22 protein-coding genes are annotated in these 24,647 nt (G+C 70.0%); 15 read left to right on the top strand and 7 right to left on the bottom strand.

Annotated features, from left to right (window positions below; all coding sequences use genetic code 11):
- Nucleotides 1–2: 2 nt before the first annotated feature.
- The 9 genes from cobJ to M3Q35_RS43260 all read left to right on the top strand — a co-directional run bounded on the left by cobJ (nt 3) and on the right by M3Q35_RS43260 (nt 9,953).
- Complete coding sequence (gene cobJ, locus M3Q35_RS43305) at nt 3–749, top strand: precorrin-3B C(17)-methyltransferase (RefSeq protein ID WP_273938391.1); 747 nt, start codon at nt 3–5, stop codon at nt 747–749.
- Nucleotides 746–1,795 (top strand): uroporphyrinogen-III C-methyltransferase, encoded by a 1,050-nt coding sequence (gene cobA / locus M3Q35_RS43300; protein WP_273938390.1) that lies wholly within the window; start codon nt 746–748, stop codon nt 1,793–1,795. The genes cobJ and cobA overlap by 4 nt, the downstream gene beginning before the upstream one ends.
- Complete coding sequence (locus M3Q35_RS43295) at nt 1,782–2,444, top strand: energy-coupling factor ABC transporter permease (RefSeq protein WP_273938389.1); 663 nt, start codon at nt 1,782–1,784, stop codon at nt 2,442–2,444. Before cobA ends, M3Q35_RS43295 begins: the two co-directional genes overlap by 14 nt.
- 70 nt (nt 2,445–2,514) lie before the next feature.
- A complete protein-coding gene (gene cbiQ, locus M3Q35_RS43290) occupies nt 2,515–3,291 on the top strand; it encodes a cobalt ECF transporter T component CbiQ (RefSeq protein ID WP_273938388.1) in 777 nt (258 codons plus the stop codon).
- Entirely contained in the window at nt 3,276–4,982 is a 1,707-nt protein-coding gene (locus M3Q35_RS48685; protein ID WP_337960528.1) for a CbiX/SirB N-terminal domain-containing protein, read from the top strand. Before cbiQ ends, M3Q35_RS48685 begins: the two co-directional genes overlap by 16 nt.
- Before the next feature lie 4 nt (nt 4,983–4,986).
- On the top strand, nt 4,987–6,066 hold the full coding sequence (locus M3Q35_RS43275; protein ID WP_273938387.1) for a hypothetical protein: 1,080 nt from the start codon (nt 4,987–4,989) through the stop codon (nt 6,064–6,066).
- A 90-nt stretch (nt 6,067–6,156) separates the two neighbouring features.
- Nucleotides 6,157–6,963, top strand: a complete 807-nt coding sequence (locus tag M3Q35_RS43270; RefSeq protein WP_273938386.1) for an SAM-dependent methyltransferase — start codon at nt 6,157–6,159, stop codon at nt 6,961–6,963.
- Nucleotides 6,964–6,971: 8 nt separating this feature from the next.
- Entirely contained in the window at nt 6,972–7,793 is an 822-nt protein-coding gene (locus M3Q35_RS43265; RefSeq protein WP_273938385.1) for an SAM-dependent methyltransferase, read from the top strand.
- Nucleotides 7,794–7,844: 51 nt separating this feature from the next.
- The gene (locus tag M3Q35_RS43260) at nt 7,845–9,953 is read left to right on the top strand and encodes a putative bifunctional diguanylate cyclase/phosphodiesterase (protein ID WP_273938384.1); all 2,109 of its coding nucleotides are present in this window, start codon (nt 7,845–7,847) and stop codon (nt 9,951–9,953) included.
- 1 nt (nt 9,954) lies between these two features.
- Here M3Q35_RS43260 and M3Q35_RS43255 read toward each other — a convergent pair whose 3' ends face one another.
- Nucleotides 9,955–11,163, bottom strand: coding sequence for an MFS transporter (locus M3Q35_RS43255; protein WP_273938383.1), 1,209 nt, complete (start codon nt 11,161–11,163; stop codon nt 9,955–9,957).
- A complete protein-coding gene (locus M3Q35_RS43250) occupies nt 11,160–11,972 on the bottom strand; it encodes a hypothetical protein (RefSeq protein ID WP_273938382.1) in 813 nt (270 codons plus the stop codon). Before M3Q35_RS43250 ends, M3Q35_RS43255 begins: the two co-directional genes overlap by 4 nt.
- A gap of 93 nt (nt 11,973–12,065) precedes the next feature.
- Between M3Q35_RS43250 and M3Q35_RS43245 the strand changes: the two genes are divergently transcribed.
- From M3Q35_RS43245 to M3Q35_RS43235, 3 genes are all read left to right on the top strand, one after another.
- Entirely contained in the window at nt 12,066–12,536 is a 471-nt protein-coding gene (locus tag M3Q35_RS43245; protein WP_273938381.1) for an Lrp/AsnC family transcriptional regulator, read from the top strand.
- Nucleotides 12,537–12,668: 132 nt separating this feature from the next.
- Complete coding sequence (locus tag M3Q35_RS43240; protein WP_273938380.1) at nt 12,669–13,391, top strand: hypothetical protein; 723 nt, start codon at nt 12,669–12,671, stop codon at nt 13,389–13,391.
- Complete coding sequence (locus M3Q35_RS43235; protein ID WP_273938379.1) at nt 13,388–13,753, top strand: GntR family transcriptional regulator; 366 nt, start codon at nt 13,388–13,390, stop codon at nt 13,751–13,753. Before M3Q35_RS43240 ends, M3Q35_RS43235 begins: the two co-directional genes overlap by 4 nt.
- 119 nt (nt 13,754–13,872) lie before the next feature.
- Here the strand turns inward: M3Q35_RS43235 and M3Q35_RS43230 are convergent, their stop codons facing one another.
- Nucleotides 13,873–15,051 carry a cytochrome P450 gene (locus tag M3Q35_RS43230; RefSeq protein ID WP_273938378.1) on the bottom strand — a complete coding sequence of 393 codons (1,179 nt, stop codon included), beginning with the start codon at nt 15,049–15,051 and terminating at the stop codon, nt 13,873–13,875.
- A 79-nt stretch (nt 15,052–15,130) separates the two neighbouring features.
- Here M3Q35_RS43230 and M3Q35_RS43225 point away from each other — a divergent pair, with 79 nt between their 5' ends.
- Nucleotides 15,131–15,718: a TetR/AcrR family transcriptional regulator gene (locus M3Q35_RS43225; RefSeq protein ID WP_273938377.1), complete on the top strand. Its 588-nt coding sequence runs from the start codon at nt 15,131–15,133 to the stop codon at nt 15,716–15,718.
- Nucleotides 15,719–15,770: 52 nt separating this feature from the next.
- Here the strand turns inward: M3Q35_RS43225 and M3Q35_RS43220 are convergent, their stop codons facing one another.
- Nucleotides 15,771–18,746, bottom strand: a complete 2,976-nt coding sequence (locus M3Q35_RS43220) for a glycine--tRNA ligase (protein WP_273944696.1) — start codon at nt 18,744–18,746, stop codon at nt 15,771–15,773.
- Nucleotides 18,747–18,955: 209 nt separating this feature from the next.
- Here M3Q35_RS43220 and M3Q35_RS43215 point away from each other — a divergent pair, with 209 nt between their 5' ends.
- Entirely contained in the window at nt 18,956–20,959 is a 2,004-nt protein-coding gene (locus M3Q35_RS43215) for a DUF8189 domain-containing protein (RefSeq protein ID WP_273938376.1), read from the top strand.
- Here M3Q35_RS43215 and M3Q35_RS43210 read toward each other — a convergent pair.
- Together M3Q35_RS43210 and M3Q35_RS43205 are read right to left on the bottom strand one after the other, a co-directional pair.
- Nucleotides 20,956–21,711 carry an isocitrate lyase/PEP mutase family protein gene (locus tag M3Q35_RS43210; RefSeq protein WP_273938375.1) on the bottom strand — a complete coding sequence of 252 codons (756 nt, stop codon included), beginning with the start codon at nt 21,709–21,711 and terminating at the stop codon, nt 20,956–20,958. The genes M3Q35_RS43215 and M3Q35_RS43210 overlap by 4 nt on opposite strands.
- The gene (locus tag M3Q35_RS43205; RefSeq protein ID WP_273938374.1) at nt 21,708–22,184 is read right to left on the bottom strand and encodes a carboxymuconolactone decarboxylase family protein; all 477 of its coding nucleotides are present in this window, start codon (nt 22,182–22,184) and stop codon (nt 21,708–21,710) included. The genes M3Q35_RS43210 and M3Q35_RS43205 overlap by 4 nt, the downstream gene beginning before the upstream one ends.
- A gap of 47 nt (nt 22,185–22,231) precedes the next feature.
- Between M3Q35_RS43205 and pdxR the strand changes: the two genes are divergently transcribed.
- Nucleotides 22,232–23,641 carry a MocR-like pyridoxine biosynthesis transcription factor PdxR gene (gene pdxR / locus M3Q35_RS43200; RefSeq protein WP_273938373.1) on the top strand — a complete coding sequence of 470 codons (1,410 nt, stop codon included), beginning with the start codon at nt 22,232–22,234 and terminating at the stop codon, nt 23,639–23,641.
- On the opposite strand, the gene M3Q35_RS43195 is transcribed toward pdxR, so the two are convergent.
- Nucleotides 23,622–24,614 (bottom strand): IS481 family transposase, encoded by a 993-nt coding sequence (locus M3Q35_RS43195; RefSeq protein ID WP_273938372.1) that lies wholly within the window; start codon nt 24,612–24,614, stop codon nt 23,622–23,624. The two genes, pdxR and M3Q35_RS43195, sit on opposite strands and share 20 nt — an antisense overlap.
- Between the last annotated feature and the right edge of the window lie 33 nt (nt 24,615–24,647).

Here is a 24,647-nt window from a genome sequence, read left to right as displayed (position 1 = left end):
GTGTGCTCACCATCGTCGGTCTCGGTCCCGGCGACGCACGACACCGCACGCCGGCCGCGACCGAGGCGATCGCCGATGCCGAGGCGGTCTACGGTTACTCCGCCTATATAGATGCGTGCGACGACATCCTCCACGCCGACCAACTCGTCGTCCGCGGACGAATGACCGAGGAGACTTTGCGCGCCGAGCAGGCCGTCGAGGCCGCGGCCGGTGGACGACGGGTGGTGCTCGTGTCGTCGGGCGACGCCGGTGTGTACGGCATGGCGACGTTGGCGCTGAGCAATGCGTACGAAATCGAGGAAAATGCAAGACCAGAGGTGCGCGTGCTTCCTGGGGTCACCGCGGCGCTCGCTGCCTCGGCGCTCGTCGGCGCCCCGCTTGCGCACGACTTCGCCTGTCTCACGCTGTCCGATCTGCTGACTCCCTGGGAGGAAGTGGAACGTCGACTCCGGGCGGTGGCGGAAGCCGACCTGGCGATTGCGCTGTACAACCCGCGCTCCAAGGGACGGCCGTGGCAGCTCGACCGCGCCCGCGAAGTGTTGCTGGAACGTCGAGCACCTTCTACTCCGGTGGCGTTGGTCGCCGACATCGCCCGGGACGGGCAGCGCGTCGAGCTCACCACGCTCGGCGAGCTCGATTGCGAAAAAGTCGGCATGACCACCACCGTGCTGGTCGGCTCGTCGACCACCCGGCGGTTCGGCGACTGGCTGGTCACGCCGCGCTCGGCGGCCGCGCGGAGCACCGGGTGACCGTGCACCTCGTGGGCGCCGGCCCCGGTGATCCCGGTCTGCTCACATGCCGCGCGGTCGAACTGCTCAAGTCGGCCGACGTTGTCGTCTACGACCGTCCGTCGATGGCCGACATCGTTGCCATTGCCGACTCGGCTGAAATTCTGCACTGCGTTGGAAAAGCAGGCAGCCGTGCCGCCTGGCCGCAGAAAGACGTGAACGAGCTTCTTGTCCAACTTGGTCGGGACGGCCGCGAGGTGGTCCGGTTGAAGGCCGGGGACGCGTTCGTCGTTTCGCGCGGCGGCGAGGAAGCCATCGCGCTTGCTGCCGCCGGTGTGCCGTTCGACATCGTGCCGGGCATCTCAGCCGCGATCGCCGCGCCGGCGCTGGCCGGGATCCCGGTGATGGTCCGGCAGGTCGCCACCACGCTGACCGTCATCGCCGGCAATGACGACCCCGAGTACCGCCAGCGCATCGACTGGGACGCCGTCGCCCGTGTCGGCGGCACGATCGTCGTGCTCACCGGCCGGTCCGCGCTGCGGGACATCGCCGCTCGACTGATGGCCGGCGGCCTGGCCGCCGACACCCCGGTCGCGGCGATCAGCGCGGCCAGCCGTCCGCACCAGCGCACCGAGCTGGGCACGCTGGCCGAGTTGCCGAACGCGAGGCTGCGCCCGCCGGTGACCTTCGTGGTCGGCGAGGTCGCTGCGCTCGACCTGCTGGCCGTGGAAAGGCCAGCCGGACCGAAACCCGCCGAACCGAAACCGGACGGACAAACACCGGCCGAGGCAGAACCGGTCGGCGCGGAACTCGCCGGGGCAGACCCCGCCGGAACAGAACGGGCCGAGGCAGAAGTCGCCAGGGCAGACCCCGCCGAAGCAGAACCGGCCGGAGCAGAACCGGCCGGAGCGGACCTCGCCGGGACAGAACCGGCCGAGGCGGAACTCGCCAGGGCAGAACTGGCCGGGGCAGATCTCGTCGGGGCAGACCTCGCCACAGCAGGACTGGCCGGGGAAAACGCGGCCACCGACAGCCGACCGGAGGAGGGATCCGATGCACATTCCTGACGGGTTCGTGAATGCGCCGGTCTCCATCGCCGGCGGCGTGGTGGCGGTGGCCGGGCTGGCGCTGTGCAGCCGGAACCTGGGGCCGTCGCTGCGGGACCGGGACATCCCGCTGGCCGGGCTGGCGGCGGCGTTCTTCCTGGTGCTGGAGGCGCCGATCTTCCCGATCGGGGTGGGCACGGGCGGCCATCTGCTGGGCGGGACGCTGGCGGTGGCGCTGCTGGGACCCTGGCTGGGACCGGTGGTGATCTCGGTGGTCCTCGTGGTGCAAGCCCTGTTCGCGGGCGACGGCGGGGTGACGGCGCTGGGGGTCAACGCGGTGAACATGGCGCTGATCCCGGCGCTGGTGGGGTATCCGCTGATCCTGGGCCTGCGAAAGGTGCTGCCGAAAACGAAGCTCTGGGCGGCGATCGCCTGTGGGCTGGCGGGATTCGTGTCGGTGACCGCGGGATCGGTCCTGTACAGCCTGGAGTACGCGGTCGGCGGCGCGACGAGTGTGCCGGCCACGACGGTGGCGGTGACGACGATCGGCACGTACACGGTGATCGCGGTGTTCGAGGGCCTGGTGACGGGCCTGATCGTGGCGGCGCTGCTGCGACTGAGGCCGGATCTGGTGCGAGTGGGCCGGCATCTGAGCCGGGCGAGCGCATGAACGAGCTTGCGAACGCATTCGACGCAGTGCGTCCGGGAACGCGGACACCGAGCGCTAGCGAGGTGCCGCAGTGAGCGGAGCCGCTCACAATCCGGGGGCGGACCTGCTGATCCCGGCGGACACGCCGCTGCACCGCGCGGCGCCGCAGTGCAAGGTGGCGGCGACGGCGCTGTGCATTCTGCTGGTGGCCTGCACGCCGAGGGACACGTACTGGCCGTACCTCGGCTACGCGCTGGTCCTGGCGACCGCGGCGTACGTCGCGCAGATTCCGGCGGCGACGCTGCTGCGCCGGCTGGTGGTGGAGATCCCGTTCGTGTTCTTCGTGATTCTGCTGCCGTTCCTCGCGACCGGCGAGAAAATCCACGTCCTCGGCGTCCCACTGGCGGTCGCGGGCCTGCACTCCGCGGCGGCGATCGTGCTGAAGGCCAGCTTCGGTCTCCTGGCCACGGGTGTGCTGGCGGCGACAACGCCGCTGCCGGAGGTGATCACCGGCCTTGAGCGCCTGAAAGTGCCGAAGATCTTCACGGCGGTGGCCTCCTTCATGATCCGGTACGTCGAGGTGCTGAACTCGGAGCTCAATCGCCTGCGCACGGCCCGGGCCTGCCGCGGGGCGGATCCGCGCTGGCTGTGGCAGGCCAAGGACATGGCGCTGTGCGTGGGGGCGTTGTTCGTCCGCGCCTTTGAACGGGGCGAACGCGTCTACCTGGCGATGGCGTCCCGCGGCTACGAGGGATCGCTCCCGGCGACGTTGACCGGCGAGCCGGCCAAGCCGAAGACCTGGGCGGCGGCGCTGACGATCCCGGCGATCTTCGCGGTGTTGACGGCGACAGCGTGGGCGACGGCATGACCCCGCCGGCGATGGTGCTGCTGGGCCACGGCAGCCGCGACGCGGACGGCGTCGACGAGTACTGGCAGCTGGCCGAGGCGGTCAAGAACAGCGCGCCGGATCTGCCCATCGGTTGCGGTTTCGTGGAACTGGCCGAACCCGGCGTTGACGAGGCGATCGACCGGCTGGTCGCGGACGGCGCGCACGAGGTCGTGGTGGTGCCACTGGTCCTGCTCGCCGCCGGCCACCTCAAGAACGACGGCCCGGCGGCGATGGCCCGCGCCCGCCAACGGCATCCGTCCGTCCACTTCAGACTGGCCCGGGATCTGGGCATCGAGCCGACGATCCTGTCCATCGCCGAGGAACGGATCCGGGACGCCGCCGGCGACGCCGATCCGGAGAAGCTCGGCGTCGCCCTGATCGGCCGCGGCTCCTCGGATCCCGATGCCTGCTCCGACCTGTGGAAGGTCGGCCGGCTGCTGGCCGACAAGCGCGGTCTCGGCACGATCGAGCCGGGCTTCGTCTCCGTCGCCCGCCCGAACGTGGCCGAGGCCATGGAGCGCTGCCGACTGCTCGGCGCGACGACGATCGTGGTCAGCCCGTTCTTCCTGTTCACGGGCATGCTGGTGCCGCGAATCCACCAGCAGGCCGGCGAGTGGGCGGCCAAGCACCCGGAGATCACCGTCAAGGGCGGCGGCCACCTCGGCCCCGATCCGCGGCTGACCCGCATCATCTTGGAGCGCTACCGCGAGGCGCTGCACGGGGACGTGCGAATGAACTGCGACCTGTGCACGTACCGGGTCCAGCTGCCGGGCTACGAGGACAAGGTCGGCCTGCCGATTTCCCTTACGCCGCACGGTGACGAGCCGGCCCGCGGCAAACGCAGAGCCCGCCGCGCGATCCGCACGCCGGCACCTGCGCCAACGGTCGAGGTGCGCCGCGGCCGGTTCATGCCGTCCACCACCGCCTCGGACGAGCAGCCGGCGATCGAGCTGCGCGGCGTCAGCTTCGACTACCCCGACGGCACGTCCGCGTTGTCCACTGTGGACCTGAGCATCCACCGCGGTGAACGTGTCGCGCTGCTCGGCCCCAACGGCGCCGGCAAGACCAGCCTGGTGCTCCAGCTCAACGGCGTGCTCACGCCGTCCGCGGGCGAGGTCCTGATCAGCGGCACCACCGTCGGACCGAAGACGCTCAAGGAGGTCCGGCGCAAGGTCGGCGTCGTCTTCCAGGATCCCGACGACCAGCTGTTCACGCCGACCGTCGGCCGGGACGTCGCGTTCGGGCCGGCCCACCTCGGCCTCAAGGGCGACGAGCTCAAGGACCGCGTGACCGAGGCACTGTCCTATGTGGGCCTGGCCGACCTCGCCGACCGCCCGCCGCACCGGCTTTCGCTCGGCCAGCGCCGCCGCGCCGCGGTCGCGACCGTGCTGGCCATGCATCCCGAGGTCCTCGTCCTCGACGAGCCATCGTCCAATTTGGACCCAGCTGCCCGCCGCGAGTTCGCGGATCTGGTGAAACGGCTGGGCATGACCACGTTGCTGGTCACCCATGACCTGCCGTACGCGCTGGAACTGTGCCACCGGGCCGTTGTGCTTGACCACGGCCAGGTCGTCGCGGACGGCCCGATCCGGGAGATCCTGGCCGACTCGGGCTTCATGAGCGCCCATCGGCTGGAGCTGCCGGCCGGCTTCAATCCCTTGGGAGGCTGACGAAGTGGCCCGCCTTGCCGCCCTGGTCGCCGTGCTGCTGCTGGCGCTGGCCGGCCCCGCCTCGGCGCACGAGGCCGACGCGCACACGCCGCCGGACCGCGTCGGCGACCTGAGCAGCGCGCTGATTCCGTCGACCACTCTGCCGCCGGGCGTCGAGTTCCGGGTGTTGCAGAACGGCGAGGCCCTGTGGCTGCGCAATTCCACTCGAACGGATGTCGTCGTGCTCGACCCGGACGGGGCGCAGCGCTACCAGATCGGTTCGGACGGCGCGGCGGTCAACGCCGCCATCCCGACCGAGGCGACGCCGTCCGGCGACATCAGTGAGGACCCGGAGAAGCCGACCGGCGACGCGGCCGTGGCGCCGCGCTGGCAACGTCTTTCCGCCGACCCGGTGGTGCAGTGGCACGATCACTACGCGCACTGGGGTGACGCAACACTTCCGTCGCAAGTGCTCGCCGATCCGGACAGCGAGCACCTGATCCGGGCGTGGCAGGTCGATCTTGTCTCCGACGGCAGGACCTACCAGGTGCGGGGCGAGCTCCGCTGGCTGCCGGGGCCGTCGCCCGCGCCGTGGATCCTGGTCACGGTGTCTCTCGCGATCGCAACCTCGCTGCTGGGCCTGGTCCGCCGCAGCCAGCGCCCGCTGGCCGCCGCGACGGCCGTGCTGGTGCTGGCCGGCGCCACCCACGGAATTGCGACAATTCTTGGCCGTCAGGCCGAGAATCAGTGGACCATCGTGGCGCATGAGTACCTGCCGGTGATCCTCGCCTGGCTCGTCGGCGCGGCCGCGGTGGCGCTGCTGGCGGCCAACCGGAGCACCGGACGCTGGTTCGCCGCGCTGGCCGCGGTTGGCCTGGGCGCCCTCGCCTTTCTCCAGGACCTGCCGGTGTGGTGGAGTTCGACCAGCATCGTGGCGCTGCCGGTGGAACTGGACCGCGCGCTGGTGTCGATCACAGCCGGTGTCGCGGTCGGCCTGCTGGTCACGGTGCTTCGGACTCCGAACATCACCCGATCGGACGCTGTAACGGCAACACAGGGAGACCGCCCTGCCCAGGCGGACGGGGTTTTACCTCAAGGTAGGTAGACGTCCCGGCCCCGGTCACTACACTTCCCGGGGCTACCACCGAAACGCCAGGGTGCGCGCCGCCGCAGCACCGGACCCACGAGGTGCGCCGTGCTTGACCACACGAGCTGGGCTCACACCTACATCGACCTCGACACGCCCAACGCGGCCCGCATCTACGACTATCTGCTCGGCGGGGCCACCAACTCCGAGGCCGACCGGGAGATGGCGCGGCAGGTCATCAAGGCGATGCCCGAGGTGGAGTACCTGACCAGGGCCAATCGCGCGTTCCTGCGCCGCGCTGTTCGCCACCTGGTCGACCTGGGCGTGCACCAGTTCATCGACATCGGCTCGGGCATCCCGACCGTCGGGAACGTGCACGAGGTCGCACAGGCCAAGGACCCGCGCTGCCGCGTCGTGTACGTCGATCGCGAGCCCACGGCCGTGGTCCACAGTGAACTTCTGTTGCAGGACAACGAGTTCGCCGCTGTCGTGCACGAGGACTTCCGCCGCCCCGGCGCGGTGCTGTCGTCGCCGGAGGTGCAGCACCTGATCGATTTCGACCAGCCGGTCGGGCTGCTGCTGTTCGCACTGCTGCACCACATCCCCGACGAGGACGATCCCGCGGAGCTGATGTCGGTGTACCGCGAGGCGCTGCCCGACGGCAGCTACGTGGCCGTGTCGCACTCCACCCACGAGGCCGTCACGGACCACATCCTCACCGTGTACGACCTGTACGCGGCCAATCGGACACCGATAACGCTGCGCGGCCGAGCCGACGTCGCCCGGCTGATCGAGGGCTTCGAGCCACTGGATCCGGGCATCGTGCACGTGCCACGCTGGCGGCCGGAGTTCCCCGAGGACGCCGACCACCACGAGGAGGCCGCCATGTACGGCGTGGTGGCGAGGAAGCGCTGACGTTGCCGATGCTGGACAGACCGCGTTGGACGCCCAAACGCATCGACCTCACCCGGCCCAGCGCGGCCCGGGTGTACGACTACCTGCTCGGCGGCGGCTGCAACACCGCGGCCGACCGGGAGCTGGCCAAGCGCCTGCTCGAGGTGACGCCGCAGGTGCGGGTCACCGTGCGGCTGAACCGGAGCTTCCTGCGCCGGGCGGTGACGTGGCTGGTCGGCCAGGGCGTCACGCAGTTCCTGGACATCGGCTCCGGCATCCCGTCGGTGGGCAACGTGCACCAGATCGCCCAGGGCCTGAACCCGAAGTGCCGCGTGGCGTACGTGGACAACGACCCGATCGCCATCGCCTACGCCGAGCCGCTGCTGCGGGACAACGCGTTCGCCACCGCGGTGCTGGCCGACTTCCGCTCGCCGGACGAGGTCCTGAACGCCCCCGACGTGCGGGCGTTGATCGACTTCGACCAGCCGGTGGCCGTGCTGACGCTGCTGATGATGCATTTCGTCGCGGACAGCGCCGATCCGGCGCGGCTGATGCGCCGCTACCGGGACGCGCTCGTGCCGGGCAGCTACGTGGCGCTGTCCCATCCGAGCTTCACCGGCGCGCAGGGCGACGAGCTGGCCGACGCGCAGTCGGTCGGCGAGATCGTGCAGGACACCCTGGAGCCGCTGCACCTGCGCACCGCCGATGAGCTGCTGCGCATCATCGACGGCTTCGAGCCGGTGCCGCCCGGCGTCGTGCACCTGCCGCTGTGGCGGCCCGACTCGGACGCCGACGTCGGCCGTCACCCGGAGAGTTCACTCGTCTACGGAGTGGTGGCGGCGAAGCCGTAGCCGATGCCGAATACACTGTCGGCCCGGGATCCCGGTACGAGCGAGGTGGCGATGACCGAGGACGGTCGCAGCGCCCAACTGCGCGAGTTCGCCGAGGGCTGGGCGGCGGCCATCATCGACACGTCCTACGTGCCGATGTCCCGGCGGGAGATCGAGGACTTCCTCGAGGAGCTGTCCGGCGCGCTGCTGACCGCCCTGGTCAGTGAGCCGTTCGACCCGGAGCCGGCGATCGAGGTCGGGGCCCGGCTGGTCGGCGCCCACTTCACCGCGCCGGAGGCGCTCGGCCGCACGCTCCAGCTGCTCGGCACCGGTCTGGTGCTGCCGGCCGGCATCTCCAGCGAGAACCTCAAGCTGCTGGACCGGGTCGTCCAGCTGCTCGGGCGGCTCAGCACCGGCTACTCGGAGGCGCTGCGTGAGCGCACCTTCGAGGAGCAGGAGGTCATCAAGCAGGCCATGTGGCTGGCCACCGACGTGGCGCAGCGGCGGCTCCAGGACAGCGAGTCGCGCTTCCTGGCCGTGTTCGACTCGGCGCCGATCGGCCTGGCCATCGGCGACTTCGACTCCAACATCCTCGAGTCCAACCAGGCGCTGCAGGAGCTGCTCGGCTACACCCGCGAGGAGCTGAACGCGCTGACCGGCGCGGACATCCTGCACCCGGACGACATCCCGGACACGCTCCAGCGCTACGACCGGCTGTTCCGTGGCGAGTACCCGTCGTTCCGCAGCCGGCAGCGGCTGCTGAAGAAGGACGGCGACGTGCTGTGGGCCAACGTCACCGTGTCCGCGGTGCGCGACTCGTCGGGCGTGGCGACGTACCAGGTGGCGATGGTCGAGGACGCCACCGAGCTGCACTACGCGAACCAGGCGATGGCCACGCTCGGTATGCAGGACCCGCTGACCGGTCTGCCGACCAGGACGGCGTTCATGGCCCGGCTGGACAGCGTGCTCGGTCGGGTGGACCGGCCGCGGCGGGTCGCGCTGTGCGTGTTCGGCATCGACGGCTTCGCCACCATCAACGACGGGCTCGGCCCCGAGGTCGGCGACGAGGTGCTGCTCAAGCTGGGCACCAAGCTGCGCTACCACGCCGAGGACAACAAGATGCTGGCCGCCCGGCTCGGCGGCGACGAGTTCGCGCTGCTGATCGAGGAGTCGGAGGGCACCCGGACCGTGACGCCGCTCGTCGAGGAGGCGATGCGGCTGATCACCGAGCCCGTGACGGTGCTCGGGCACCGGCTGTCCGTGCACGCCAGCGCCGGCATCGTGGAGCGGGCCGTCGGCCGGGAGCAGCCGGCCGAGCTGCTGCGCGACGCCACCATGGCGCTGCACTGGGCCAAGGAGGGCGGCAAGGCCCAGTGGGCCCTGTTCGACCAGCAGCGCTGCGACCGCGACCGGGCGCAGATGCAGCTCGCCCTGACCATGCCGATCGCGCTGGACAACGGTGAGTTCACCGTTGTCTACCAACCGATCCGCGCGCTCGGCGACGACCGGCTGGTCGCCGTGGAGGCGCAGCTGGCCTGGGACCACCCCGAGCACGGCGTGTTGTCGCCGGCCGAGTTCCTGTCGCTGGCCGAGCGCACCGGGCTGGTGGTGCGACTGTCCGAGTGGCTGCTGCTGGAGGTGTGCCGGCAGGCGCGTTCGTGGCAGCTCGAGTTCGGCGAGCGGGCCCCGGTGGTGAGCGTGAAGATGCCGCCGCGGCAGGCCCGCGACCCCGATTTCCTGCCCAACGTGTTGCGGGCGCTGGCCGACAGCGGCGTCGACGGCGGTCTGGTGCGGCTGGAGCTGGAGCCTTCGGCGATCGACTGCGACGGCGACGAGCAGGAGGAGGACATGACCCTGCTCGCCGAGCGCGGCATCTCCTTCAGCATCTCGGCGCTGTCGGGGCACCGGCCGGAATGCCTGGTGGCGCGGCCGCTGACCGTGCTGAAGAGCCGGGATCTGGTGGTCGACCAGGTCGACGGCGAGCGGGAGACGATTCCGGCCACGGTCTCGTGGAACACCGTGTCGCTGGCCCACCAGATGGGCATGCGGGTGATCGCCGAGAAGGTGGACACGCTGGAGGATGTGGCGTGGCTGCGGGAGATCGGCGTGGACGCCGGTCAGGGGGTCGCGCTGGGTGAGCCTGGCGGGCCCGAGGACATCGGGCCGTTGATCACCCAGTGATTCAGACCGTGACGGGTGTGCGGACGACGTTCCGCGCGGCCGGCGCCAGCTTGCGCAGGCTCAGTCCCAGGGCCAGCATGCCCAGCGTCAACGCGGCCGTGAAGACCGTCACGGCCGGCCAGCCGCCGCCGGAAAAGGCAAGCCCGCCAACGGATCCGCCGACACTGCTGCCGAGGTAGTAGCACAGCTGGTAGGCCGCCGCGGCCTGCGCCGGGTGCGTCGCGCGGGCGCTGACCCAGCCGCTGGCGACCGTGTGGCCGGCGAAGAAGCCGGCGGTGAGCAGCAGTCCGATGATCACCAGCACCAGGTTGTCGGCCAGCATCAGGCCGAGGCCGGCGATGCTGACCAGCGCCGTTCCCCACAGCACCTGGCGTCGGCTGTACCGGTCGACCAGCCGGCCGGCGACCGGGGAGCTGACCGTGCCGGCGAGATAGGCCACCGAGATCAGGCCGACCACCGCCTGCGACAGGCCGAACGGGGCGGCGGTGAGCCGGAAGCCGAGGTAGTTGTAGATCGTCACGAAGCTGCCCATCAGCAGCATGCCGATCAGGTAGAGGCGGACCAGGCCGCTGTCCCGGAAGCAGTTGGCCAGCGAGCGCAGTTTCAGCGGCTTCTGGTCGAAGTTGGCCGAGGACGGCATCACCGCCTTGAACAGCAGCGCGCAGGCCATCGAGGTCACCCCGACCGCGCCGAGCGCCCACCGCCAGCCGCCGATGTCCGTGACCAGGCCGGTGATCACCCGGCCGGCCATGCCGCCGATGCTGTTGCCGCCGATGTAGAGACCGACCGCAAAGCCGAGTGATCCTCGGTGCACCTCTTCGGCCAGATAGGCCATCGCCACCGCGGGCAGGCCGGCGACCGCGAGGCCCTGCAACGCCCTGATGGCCAACATGACCGTGAAGTTCGGGCTGAACGCCACGGCGATCTGGAGCGTGGCCGTGGCGAACAGCGACGCCGTCATGAGCGGCATTCGGCCCCACCGCTCGGAAAGCATGCTCAGCGGCACGATGGCCAGCGCCAGCATGCCGGTGGCGACCGAGATGGCCAGGCTCGATTCGGTCGGCGTGAGCCGGAAGTCCTTGGCGAACACGGGAAGCAGTGGCTGCACGCAGTAGAGGACCATGAACGTGGCCAGGCCGGCGGCGAACAGCCCGAGGTTGATGCGACGGAATCCCTTGCTGCCACGGCGATGTGCTCGTTCTTCCGTCATGCACTGGAAGCTAGTTGCCACTCGTTCATGCGTCCAATACAGGAATCGCGGGGTTTCAATCCATAGGTGAATAGGTTGACGGCAATGTGCGCGAACACCGTCGCCGTCACCGCAAGCGGGAATGCGCCGAGGGCGCCCAGCAGCGGCAGAGTGCTGGCGATCGTGAGGAAGAACACCGAGGACGTGAAGGCCCCGACCACCACCGAGCGCAGCGAGATGACTGCAACCGGGCCGCCAGCGGCGTTGTGCCCGTACGCGGCCGAGAGGCTTGCGAACAAAGGAAAAGAGGCGACGAGGCCGATCGTCCGCGAGCCCAGCATCGTGGCCGCGGTAAGCACCAGGGTCGTCATCACCGTGGCGACCGTGATGCGCGCCGGCAGCTCCCACGGTATCGACACAACCTCGCGCGGCGTCAGCGCCGGCCAGGCCGCCAGCGTCGCCGCCAGGCCCGTCGGCACCAGGAATTCCAGCGCTGGCAAGGAAAAGTTGTGCCTGCTGAGGGTGAGCGCGGCGATCGCGTAGCAGCAGACGGCGATCGGCAGCGCGATCGGCCAGCGGTGGTTGAGGGCCGTGCGGGCGTAACCGAGGCAGAAGGCCGCGATCGCGAGCTGGCCGCCCAGCGTGGCGATCGCCGTCTGGACGGCGAACTTCTCACCTTCGCGGATGGTCAGCAGCGTGAGCGAGGAGGCGGCGGTCAGCGGCAGGCCGACGAGGCGGCCACCGAACAGCGTCGCCCAGCGGCGTTGGAGGAGGGTGGCGGCGATGATCAAAGTGGGTGTCAGGAGGAGTTTGAGCAGGTCGGGCCCCATGACTTCGACCCTCTCAGCATTTCCGCCGCGTTTGTCGCGGAAATCGCGGCCAGTGAGGCTCTACGACTGCGATGTTCTCGGTAGATTGGCCAGATGACTTCGGAAGTCGCAGTAGACGCCGTCGACCGGGAGATCCTCACCGTGCTCCTGCACGACGGCCGAATCACGTATCAGGAGCTGGCCCGGACCGTCCGACTCAGCGCCAACGCCGTCGCCGACCGGGTGCGACGGCTGCGGCGATCCGGGATCCTGCGCGGCTATCGGGCCGACCTGGATTTCGCCGCCCTCGGCCGGCCGCTGGTACTGGTCACCGAGGTGCGCCTCCGGGACGGGGTGTCCGGTGCCGAGTTCGAACGCGGCCTGCGCCGGTTTCCGCAGATCTTCTCGGCCGCGCACGTGACCGGGGAGTACGACTACCAGCTCCGGATGGCCTGCACCGACACCGGCGAATTCGAGGAGTTGATCGAGCGGCTCAAGCGTGAGCACGGCGTCCGTGAGCTGCGCAGTCGGCTCGTGCTGCGGCAGATCCCGCTCGACCCGGCCGGTGTGCTGGAGATCACCTGAGGCATTCGGGTGTATCCGGGACTTGACGCTGGGTGTATTGGTCGCGCTCGAACGGGCGACGCGACGCCGCCGGTCGGATACGGTGATCACAGTCACATGTCATTCCGGTCGCACTCAATGCCGAGGAGCTCCGTGGGATACGTCGACTCGTGGACGCAGCGCTATCGCGGCGTGGACCTGGGGCCACACACCCTGCTGCTCGGCCGCCTCCTTGTTCGCAGGCGAGCCATGCACCTCGGTGCCGGCCTGGTCGCCGTGGTGCTCGTCCTTCGGGTTGCGCAGTTCCTGCTCGGTTCGACCAGCCTGCTGTGGTCCGTCGCGCTCAGCGCGTTGGTCGCCATGGCCGCCGGCGTCGCTCTGCTCGTCCAACGCCTCGGCGACGCCCGGGTCGCCGCCGCCGCGCAGCCGGAGCCGTTCGACCCCTTCGTGCCCGTCGAGCCGGCCGACTTCACCACCGTCGTCGGCCGCCGAACCCGCATCCTGCTAGCGGTCTCCTACCTCGGCGCCGCGCTGCTCGGATTTGTCGCACTGCTCCACGGTGACGAAATCGAGCAATCTGTCATTTTCCTCGTCGGTGTCGCGCTGCTGGCCGCCGTCACCTACGCCTCGCTGCACACCGCTCTCGTCCGGGCTCCCATCGCCGTCGACCACGGCTCCCGCCAGGCCGACGACCTGCTCCGCGTCAACGACGCCCGCCACGCCGCCCTGGCCTACCCCGTGCTGCTGGCCGTCGTGACGATGTCGACCACGTCGTCCTTGTGGTTGTTAACTGTGTACACAGCCGTTTCGGTTGTGATCTCAGTTTTCGCGATGGCCCACGAGCCGTTGACACCGAAGGTCCCGGTGGCCCGGTGATCGAGCTCGACCCCGCGTCCCACGTTCCGCCGTTCGAGCAGGTCAAGGCCCAGTTCGCCCGTCAGATCGCGGAGCGGACACTGGCCGTCGGCACCCGGCTGCCCACCGTCCGCCAGCTCGCCGCCGACCTCGGGCTCGCCGTCAACACCGTGGCTCGCGCTTACCGTGAACTCGAAGAGGCCGGTCTCGTCCAGACCCGCGGCCGCGCCGGCACTTTCGTCAGCGCCGCCGGTGAGCACAGCCTCCAGCGCGCCCAGCAGGCCGCCCGCCAGTTCGCCGCCGCCACCGCCGACCTGGGTCTCTCCCCCGAGGACCTGCTCCACATCGTCCGAGCTGCCCTGAACCCCACCCACTCCAGCTGACCGCCAAAGTCCTCGACTTCGCCAAACTCCTCAACTTCGGTCGACCTGATGTGGGTTGCAAACGTGGGCGACTGCGCGAGTTTCCAGAAGTTGGCAAAACTCGGCGCAGCCGCCGGTCGTCACCAGGTGACGGGAACAGCGACGAGGCCGCCGCCGAGCTGGTTGACGCGCAGTTCTAGTTCCTCGACGGGGACGGCGAGGCGCAAGGTGGGGATTCGGCGGAGCAGGGCGTCGAACACGATCTGGAGTTCGAGGCGGGCCAGGTTGGCGCCGATGCAGTAGCGGGCCCCGTGGCCGAAGCTGAGGTGCTGGTTGGCGGTCCGAGAGATGTCGAACCGGGCGGCATCGGGGAAAGCCCGCTCGTCCCGGTTGGCGGCGGCCGCGCCGAGCAGTACGGCGTCGCCAGCCTTGATCTTGGTGCCGGCGATCTCCATGTCCTCACGGGCGTAGCGGAGCAGCCCACCGCCGCCGTTGATGCCGCAGCGCAAGACCTCCTCGATGGCGGAGGCGGCGAGTTTGTCGTCCTGGACGTACGCCTCGCGCTGGTCGGGGTTGGTCAGGAACAGCACCGTGCCGACATCGATGCGGACCATGGTGGTCTCGTGGCCGGCGAACAGCAGGCCGGCGGACAGGGCGGCGAGCTCGTCGTCGCCGATCTTGTCGCCGTAGTCGGCGAGCAGGTCACTGATGAGGTCGTCGCCGGGCTGGGTCCGCTTCTGGTTGATGAGGTCCTTCATGTACGTGGTGAGGTTGCCCCACGCGGCGGCCGAGCGGGCGCCGTCGATCATGTCGCCGACGCCGTCGGACCAGGCTCGAAAGTCGTCCCGGTCCTCGTACGGCACGCCGAGCAGGGCGCAGATGACCAGCACGGGCAGCGGCATCGACAGCCGTTCGTGCAGGTCGACGGGACCACCGTCGGCCAGCATGCCGTCGATGATGCTGTCGACGATTTCCTGGACGTGCGGCCGCATGGCTCGCATCCGGCGCGGCGAGAACGCGGGCATGAGCAGGGCTCGCATCATCGCGTGGTTGGTGTCTTCATCCTTGTCGTCCACCGCGCCGCTCATGATCGCGGAGTTGGTCAGACGCGCGGCCTGCTCCGGATTCGGGTGCGAGCGGCCCAGCCTCGGGTCGGCGAACAGCTCGCGCACCTCGTCGTAGCGAGTGACGAGCCACGCCTCGTCGCCGACCTGGGTACGGATCCGGCCAATCGGGCCTTCGGCCTGGAGCTTCAGCAGTTGCGGCGGCGCGTCGAGCAGGCCGGTCCGCGCGAACGGCAACTGCGGCAAATCGGTCATCGTGTACCCCTCCCCAAAAAGGTATACTTTGAAATATACACACGGGTGTCAACATCAACGACCTGGTAGGACAGTGCCCGTGACGGAACAGCGCAGCGAGCGACTACCCCGGGCGCAGCGGCGGGAGCAGATCCTGGCGGCGGCGACGACGGCGTTCGCGCGGGCCGGCTTCGCCGCGACGAGCCTCGACGACGTGGCCCGGGAGGCCGGCATCAGCCGGATGATCGTGTACCGGCACTTCGAGTCGAAGCGGGATCTCTACGAGCAGGCGCTGGTCCGGGTGGGCGACCGCATCCGGGTGGCGACCGAAGGCGACGAGATCTCGGCGAAAACGCTCGAGGCGTTCATCGCCGCCGCGGCGGCCGAGCCCGACGGTTTCCGTCTGCTGTACCGGCATGCCGCCCGTGAGCCCGAGTTCAGCTCGATCGTCGAACAGGTCCGGCAGGGCATGGCCGACGCCACCTACGACCAGATCGCCGGCCGCATCGCCGACCCGGCCTGGACGACGTGGGCCGCGGCCAGCATTCCGCTGGTACTGGTCGAAACGATCATGGCGTGGCTGGACGCCGGCCAGCCCGATCCGGCGACGGTGTCCGACCGCATCCAGGCCGTCATCCGCAGCGTCATCAACGCCGCCCGCCAGGTGCCGGACAACAAGCCCGAGTAGCGAAGCGGCCCCGCCTCACAAAGTGAGACGGGGCCGCCGGGTCGAGCACAACTCAGAGGGCACGCCAGTCGAGGACGCCGTCGGCGAAGGAATTGATGGTGGCCAGCAGGCCAAGGCGGGCCTTGCGAAGCTCCGGGTCCTCGGCCATCACGAGCACGTCGTCGAAGAAAGCGTTGACGGGCTCGGTCAGCGGCGACGCGATGCCGACGAACTCGGCCAGGCCGGTGGTGTCGGCACCGAACTGGGCCGCCACCTTGTCGACCGTCTCGTGCAGCGCGATCTCGGCGGGCTCGACGAGACGCGACGGGTCGTAGCCGGCGGCGGTGCCGGCGGGCACGATGCGGCGGACGCGCTGGAGGGCAGCGGCAAGGGCAGCAAAGTCGGCGTCGTCGCCCAGCCGCTCCAGCTCGGCCAGCGCGGCGTCGGCGTCGGCCGGGGTGTCGGCGAGCGGCAGCACGGCCTGCACGAGACGGTGCTCGTGCCCGGCATCGAGCAGCTGCTGCTCGTAGCGGCGCACGCTGAACTCGTGCGCGTCGGCCAACGCCTTCTCCGGCACCTCGACGCCCTGCGCGGCGACTCGACGAGCCGCCGCGGCCAGCCCCTGCGTCAGCGTGACGGCCTTGAGCTGCGGGAACGCCCGCAGGATGCTGACGACGCCAAGCGTCGCGCGGCGCAGGGCGAACGGGTCGGAGCTGCCGGTCGGGTTGGCGCCGATGGCGAACAGACCGGCGAGCAGGTCGAGCCGATCGGCCAGAGCCAACAGAGCGCCGGGCACGCTGACCGGCAGCGCGCCGCCGGCGGTCCGCGGCTGTTCCATCTCGGCAAGCGCTTGCGCCACCTCGGCCGGCTCGCCGGCCCGCAGCGCGTACTCGCGAGCCATGGTGCCGGCCAGGCTGGACAACTCGATCACCATCTGCGTCGCCAGATCGAACTTGGCCAACTGCCCGGCACGGTCCAGCGTGGCGCGCTCGGCGGCGTCGAGGCCGACGATGTCGGCCAGGTCGGCGGCCACGCCGGCGATGCGCTGAGCCCGGTCGGCGACCGAGCCCAGCCGCTCCTCGAAGGTCAGCTTGGCCAGCCCGGTCTTGTGCTGCTCGGGCGTCTTCTTCTGGTCGGCCCGCCAAAAGAACGCGGCGTCCTCGTACCGGGCCCGCAGCACCGACTCGTAGCCGGCGCGCACCAGGTCGACGTCGCACGATCCGTTGGCCACGGCCACGAAGTTCGGCAGCAGCGCGCCGTCCTTGCTCCGGACCGGCAGGTAGCGCTGGTGCTTGCGCATCACGGTGGTCAGGATCTGGCTCGGCAGCTCCAGGTACTCGGCCGCGAACGAGCCGAGGATCGGGTTCGGCTGCTCCACGAGGTTGGTGACCTCGTCGAGCAGGGCGCCCTCGGCCTCGAAGTCCACCGCGCCGCCGGCCTTGGCGGCCAGCGTCGTGGCGCCGGCGACGATCTGCTCGCGGCGCACCGCGCCGTCCAGCACGATGTCGTGGCCACCGAGGAAGTCGACGTAGCCGTCGGCCGAGGCGACCTCGACCTCGGGCTCCTCCGCGGTCCGGTGCACACGGGTGAAGTTGCTGCTGGACAGCGAGGACACGGCGACCGGGACGACGGTCTCGCCGAGCAGCGCGACCAGCCAGCGCACCGGCCGCGTGAACGACAGGCCGGCGTCGCGCCAGCGCATGTTCTTCTCGGCCCGCAGCTCGGCGACGATCTGGCCGAGCAGCTCGCTGAGCACCTCGACGGCGCCGCGGCCGACGTCGGTCTTCACGACGCCGACGTGCTCAACGCCGTCGACGTCGATGCGGAGCAGCTCCTCGGGCGCGATGCCCTGGCCGCGGGCGAAGCCCTGCGCTGCCTTGGTCGGGTTGCCGTCGGCGTCGAACGCCGCCGTCGCGCGGGGACCGCGCACCGTGCGCTCGGCGTCAGGCTCACGCGGCTGCACGTCGTCGACCAGCAGCACGATGCGTCGCGGCGTGGCATGCACGGTGATGGCGCCGTGGCCGAGCCGGGTGCCCTCAAGCTTCGTGGTCAGCGCGTCGCGCACAGCCTCGGCGCTGCGCACGACCTCGACGTGCGGCAGCTCCTCGAGGCCGATCTCGAACAGCAGCGTCGCCGCGGCGTCCACGGTCGGCAGCTCGGCCGGCAGCTGCGCGGCGACCGGCGGCTCGACGACGCCGAGCGGGTAGCCCATCTCCTCGCGGCGCTCGGCCCACAGCTGGGCGGCCTGCCGGGTCAGGGTGCGCATCTGGCCGAAGGCCTTGGCCCGCTCGGTGGTGCTGATCGCGCCGCGGGCGTCCAGGACGTTGAACGCGTGGCTGCACTTGAGCACGTAGACATACGCCGGCACCGGCAGCCGCTCGTCGATCATGCGGCGCGCCTCGGTGGCGTACTCGTCGAACAGCCGCTGGTTGACCTGGATGTCGGCGTCGTCGAGGTAGTAGCGGCTCATCTCGTACTCGGACTGGCCGAACACCTCGCCGTAGGAGATGTCGGGCGCGTACGCGATGTCCTTGAAGTGGCCGACGCCCTGAAGCGCCATCAGGATGCGCTCGATGCCGTAGGTGATCTCCACCGACACCGGGTCCAGGGTCAGGCCGCCGGCCTGCTGGAAGTAGGTGAACTGGGTGATCTCCAGGCCGTCCAGCCAGACCTCCCAGCCCAGGCCCCAGGCGCCGAGCGCGGGCGAGGCCCAGTTGTCCTCGACGAACCGGATGTCGTGGGCCTTGATGTCGATGCCCAGCACCTCGAGGCTGCCAAGGTAGAGCTCCTGGGGGTTGCCCGGGTCCGGCTTGAGGATCACCTGGAACTGGGTGTGCATCTGCAGGCGGTTCGGGTTCTCGCCGTAGCGGGCGTCGTCGGGCCGCACGCTGGGCTCGACGTAGCCGACGTGCCACGGCTCGGGACCGAGCACGCGCAGCGCCGTGGCAGGGTTCGCGGTACCGGCCCCGACCTCGGTGTTGAACGGCTGCACGACCATGCAGCCCCGGTCGGTCCAGTACTTCTGCAACGCGAGCAACGCGTCCTGCATCGTCAACACGGGTGAACCCTCTTGCCATCGGTCGCGGGCAACTTGAGCTGGCCGAACACGCACCAGAGACCGTCGATCCTAGGCGGTGACGGTGGGCCACCCCGGCCCGGGTTGTTCGCCGAAAAACTGACCTGTAACGAACACGCTGTCCAGAACGTCACCCATTCGTGCGTAGAAACACTGTCTGGTGGGGAGCAGTGGGAGTGGCGATGACGCTGGTCACGTCACTCGTGGCGGTCATGCCGCCCGCGGTCGGCGCGGACGCGCCGCCTCGGGCGACCGCGTTCGTCAACGTCGTCGCCCATGAGGACGACGACATCCTGTTCATGAATCCCGATGTGGTCGCCGGCATCAGGGCCGGCGTGCCGACCACGTCGATCTTCCTGACGGCCGGCGAGAACGCCTTCAACGGCAGTACCAGCGGCGATCCGGCCTCGCCGTACTGTCCGAAGCTGCCCGACGACGGCACCAACCATTTCGGCGACCTCAGCCGTGAGCGGTACGCGCAGTGCCGCCAGCGCGCAAGCCAGGCGGCGTACGCGCAGATGGCCGGCGTGGACAACGTCTGGGACGGCGCCCTGATCGACGTGACCGGCGGCGGCTTCGCCGAGCAGTACACGCTGCGGGGCAAGCCGTCGATCAAGCTGGTGTTCCTCGACCTGCCCGAGGACGGCGACTCGGCCAACTGCTGCTCGCTGTACCACCTGTACTTCGGCGACCAGGCGAACTTCGTCGCGCACACGCTCGTGCCGACCAACGGCCTGACGACGCAGAGCTACAGCTACGACCGCGCCCACATGATCAACGCGCTGGTGGCGCTCTACGGGATGTTCGCGCCGACCGCGGTTCGCGTGCAGGACACCAACCCCGACGCGCGGGTGCAGATCGGTGAGTGGATCTTCCACGACCACACCGACCACGTGGTGGCGGCCCGGCTGGCGACGGAGGCGTTGCGCAACTACACGCAGCAGACCGGCTACAACCGGATCTCGCTCGAGGAGTTCCGCGACTACAACATCGCCTGGGCGCCGGTGAACCTCACGCCCGCGGCCCGGGCCGACAAGAACGCGACCTTCCAGGCGTACAAGCCGCTCGACCCGGCGAGCTGGGAGGTGAACGGCGAGCTGTACACGGACCTGCCCAACCGCATGTACTACCGGTGGCCGACCGGGACCAACTGGGTCGGACACGACCAGGACGGCCGGCTGGAGGCGTTCGCCGTGCGCGGCGGCCGGTTGCTCAACTGGTCGCAGACGTCGACGGGCACTTGGACCGGGCCGGTCGACCGCGGCACCCCAGGCGGCCCGCTGGAGCCGGGACTCGCGGTGGCCAGCGAGCACGACGGCCGGTTGAGCGTGTTCGGCCGTCGCGCCGACACCGCGGCGATCGTCGAGCTCTCTCAGACGGCGCCCAACGGGGCCTGGGCGACGAGTTGGACGTCGCTGGGCAATCCGAACGCCGGCGATGCGGCGGGTGAGCAGCAGGTCGGCACGCCGATCGTCGCGAAGAACGGGGACGGCCGGCTCGAGATCTTCATCCGCAACGGTGGTGGCGGCGTGAGCACCTCGTTCCAGCAGAGCGGCAGCTGGGCGTTCAGCGGCTGGTACGACATGCACGGCAGCGACATCCAGGAGGACCCGGCCGCCGTGACGACGAACAGCGGCCGGATCGAGCTGTTCGCCAGCACGAAGACCAAGATGCTGCACTGGTACCAGCCGTCGCCGAACAACGGGTTCAACGTCGACTCGTCCTTCCCCTCGGCCGTGCCGGCGAGTGGGCCGACGGTCTCGGTCAACCAGGACGGCCGGCTGCAGGTCTTCTACCGGCAGGCCGACAGCGCGTCGGTCGCGGTGTCCGTACAGGCCGTGGTCGATGCGTGGTGGCAGCAGACGCCGGTGGTGCTCGGCGGGCAGGCCGGCGTCGGTCCGCCGGCACTGGTCACGGCACCGGCCGGTACCGATGGACGCGTGTTGGCGTTCACCCGGAACGGGGCCGGCGGCGTGAGTTCGACGCGGCAGACCGCGGCCAACGGCGCGTTCGGCAGCTGGATCGATCTCGGCGGGTTCTTCGTCGGGTCGCCGACGGCTGCTGTCGACAGCAGCGGCGCTGTGGTGCTGCTGTCGATGGGGGCCGGCGGGCAGCTGGCCGTGAACAAGCAGACAGCCGCCGTCGGGGACGGCCCGTTCGGCGGCTGGCAGCTGATCGGGAGTTAGCGCAGGCCGGCGAGGAGATCCCGGACAGCCTGGAGACTGGCCCGCCATACGCCGGTGGCCAGGCTGATCCGGGCGACCCCCAGGGCGCCCAGCTCGCTCACCGACGGCCCCGTCGACTTGAACATGATGTTGACGGGGGCGTCGACCTGGCGGACGAACTCGCCGACCAGCCGCGGCTCGGCCAGCGTGATCGGGTAGACGCAGTCGGCGCCGGCGTCGAGATAGCGCTTGGCCCGCTCGACGCCCTCGGCGAGAACGTCGGCGTGCCGGTCCGGGTCCCCGCTGCGAATGAACACGTCGACCCGGGCGTTGATGACCACCGGCACGCCGGCGGCGTCGGCCGCCTTGCGGATCCGTGCGAGGCGCTCGGCCTGCCAGCCCGGCTCGCGGAGGCCGCCCGCGGTGTGGTCGGTGTCCTCCAGGTTGATGCCGACCGCGCCGGCGGCGAGCAGGGCGGCGACCAGCTGTTCGGCGTCAAGGCCGTAGCCGGCCTCGACGTCGGCGGTCACCGGCAGGTCGACGGCCTTGGCGACGCGGCGGACCGCCGCGAACACCTCGTCGGCCGGCGCCTGCTCGCCGTCGGGGAAGCCGAGGCTGTTGGCCACGGCGCTGCTCGACGTGGCGACGACCGGGAAGCCGGCCTCGGCGACCAAGCCCGCGGTCGCCGCGTCCCAGACATTGGGCAGCACCAGCGGGTTGCCCCGCTGGTGCAGTTCACGCAGCGTCTCGGCGTGTGCGGCGAGGCTGCTCACTCGGCGTTGCCGAGGGCCGGCGGCTGGTTCCGGCTGATCACGCTGATCCGGTTCCACGCGTTGATGGTGGCGATCAGGGTGATGATCTGAGCCAGCTCGGCCTGGCTGAATTGCTTCTCGGCCTCGGCCCAGGTCTCGTCGCTGACGCCGCCGTCGGCCAGCAGCGTGCCTTCCTCGGTCAGCGCGAGCGCCGCCCGCTCGCGGGCCGTGTAGAAGGAGAGCTCGCGCCACGCCGGCAGCGCGTAGATGCGGCGCTCGTGCTCGCCGTGCTTGCGGGCGTCGGTGGCGTGCATGTCGATGCAGAAGCCGCAGCCGTTGATCTGCGAGGCGCGGATCTTGATCAGCTCGGCCAGGATGGGGTCGATGCCGTCGTGGGAGGCCTTGCTCACCAGCAGCATCGCGCGGTAGGCGGCCGAGGCCTCCTGGGCGACGTTGATCCGGGGCAGATGGGTCACGTACTCGTCAGAACTCACGGTAATGACGCTAGTCGCGGCCTGGTCCACTCGTATGATCCAGTTTGATGCCAGAATCATGGACCAGCGGTGGGCTGGAGCTGCACCTCGATCTGGAGCCGGGAGTCGGCCGCCGGGCGGCGCTGGAGCGTTCGCTGCGGGAGGCCATCCGTTCCGGCCGGCTGGCGGCGGGCACTCAGTTGCCGTCCTCCCGCGCGTTGGCAAACGACCTCGGACTTTCACGCGGGACTGTTGTGCAGGCCTACGAGCAGTTGCTCGCCGAGGGTTATCTGACAAGCCGGTCCCGGACGCACACCGAGGTGGCGGCCGTGCCGGGAGCAGGAACTCGTACGAAATTGAGAAGTTTGAAAAACGTCTCCGTTCCGTACGACCTGGCCCCGGGCAACCCGGACGTCAGCCAGTTCCCGCGGTCGACGTGGGCATCGGCGTTGCGGCATGCCGTCACGGTCGCCGCCGACGAGGACCTCCGCTACGGCGATCCCCGTGGACACCCCGAGCTGCGTCGGGCGCTGGCCGACTACCTGGGACGCGTCCGTGGTGTGCGCACCAGTTCACAGGCAATTATCGTGTGTACTGGGTTCACAAACGGTCTGCGGCTCATCGCCGCCGCACTGCGCGAGCGCGGTGGCCAGACGATGGCCGTCGAAAATTACGGCCTGCCGTTCCACGTCGAGGCGATCGAGCACGCCGGACTGCAAACACAGACTGCCCGGCTCGACGACGACGGCCTCGTTGTCGACGAACTTCCCAACGCCGACGCCGCGCTGGTCACCGCATCGCACCAGCTGCCGTGGGGCACGCGGCTGCACCCCGCTCGCCGTGGCGCGCTGGTCGACTGGGCGCGTGACAACAACGCGGTGATCGTCGAAGACGACTACGACGGCGAGTTCCGCTACGACCGTCAGCCGATCGGCGCGATCCAGGGTTTGGCCCCGGAGCACGTCATCTATGCCGGGACGGCCAGCAAGTCGCTGGCCCCGGCCATGCGGATGGCTTGGCTGGCCGTGCCGGAACGACTGATCGAGCCCATCGTCCGGATCCGGCTGCTGTCCGAGCGGCAGTGCCCGGTCTTCGAGCAGTTGGCGCTGGCCCACCTTGTCGACAGCGGCGGACTCGACCGTCATCTTCGTCGAATGCGCACGCATTACCGGAAGCGGCGCGACCACCTGCTCGATGCGCTGGCCACAGCCGTGCCGCAGGTCCGACCGATCGGCATCGCCGCCGGCTTGCACGTCACATTGCTGCTTCCGGACGGAATCCCCGACGACGACATCCGAGCCGTGCTCACCGAACACGGCGTCGATGCCCATCTGCTGTCCGAATACGCGCGTCGCCACGACTCGGCGCCCACCGGGCTCGTCATCGGTTACGCCACTCCCCGGGCCATACCTATCCAGCCGCCGCAAAGGCCCTGGTCACGGCGTTGCGCAAGCTGGTCTAGGTGTTCTGACCCGTGAGGTTGGGAACGCGGCTGGCTGGGGGTAGGCCCTTGAGCGCGGTGTGGCCGCGGTGGTGATTGTAGGCGTGTAGCCACTGCGGCAGGGCCTGGCGGCGTTCGGTCTCGGACCGGTAGGGGCGGGCGTAGGCCCATTCGTCGAGCAGGGTGCGGTTGAACCGTTCCACTTTGCCGTTGGTCTGGGGCCGGTAGGGGCGGGTGCGTTTGTGGGTGATGTCTGCGGCGGCCAGGGTGTCGCGCCAGAGTCGTGAGCGGTAGCAGGACCCGTTGTCAGTGAGTACCCGTTTGACGGTGATTCCGTTGGTGTGGAAGAAGGTCTGCGCCCTCTGCCAGAACGCGGCGGCGGCTTCCTTGGTCTCGTCGGGCAGGATCTCGGTGTAGGCCAGACGGGAGTGATCATCGATCACGTTGTGCAGGAATCCGTAGCCCAGCAAGGGGTTGCGGTAGGCGCTGCGGGTCGCGGTGGCGGTGCGTTGGCTGTTGCGGCCGCCGATCTGACGGCCGTGCACCCGGTGACCGCCGCCGTCGGGGATGTTGCCCAGCTTTTTGATGTCGACGTGGATCAGGTCGCCGGGAGCGTCGCGTTCGTAGCGGCGGATGGGGTGCGCGGTGGCGCGGTCCAGATGCGTCAGGCGAGCCAGGCCGTAGCGACGCAGCACCCGGTGCACCGTAGCCGGGTTCAGGCCGAGCAGGTAGGCGATGCGGGCCGGTCCCCAGCGGCGTAGTACGCGGACCTTGATGATGCGGCGTTCGGTGCGGGTAGGGGTACGGCCAGGGCTGGTGTGAGGACGGGAGGACCGGTCGACCATGCCAGCGGCACCGAGTTGGCGGTAGCGCCGCGCCCAGCGTTGAGCGGTGCTGACCGAGACCTGGAACCGGTCGGCCGCTGGTCGCAGTGGCCAACCGTCGTCCACGACGCAGCGGGCCAGCCGCAGCCTGCCCAGCTCGGTCAAGGGTGCGTTACGGTGGGGCATGAGGGCCTCCGGGCGCTCGGTGTAGACGTCGCA

Source organism: Kutzneria chonburiensis, assembly GCF_028622115.1.
Lineage (GTDB): Bacteria > Actinomycetota > Actinomycetes > Mycobacteriales > Pseudonocardiaceae > Kutzneria > Kutzneria chonburiensis.
This window is presented reverse-complemented; position numbering and strand designations above follow the sequence as displayed.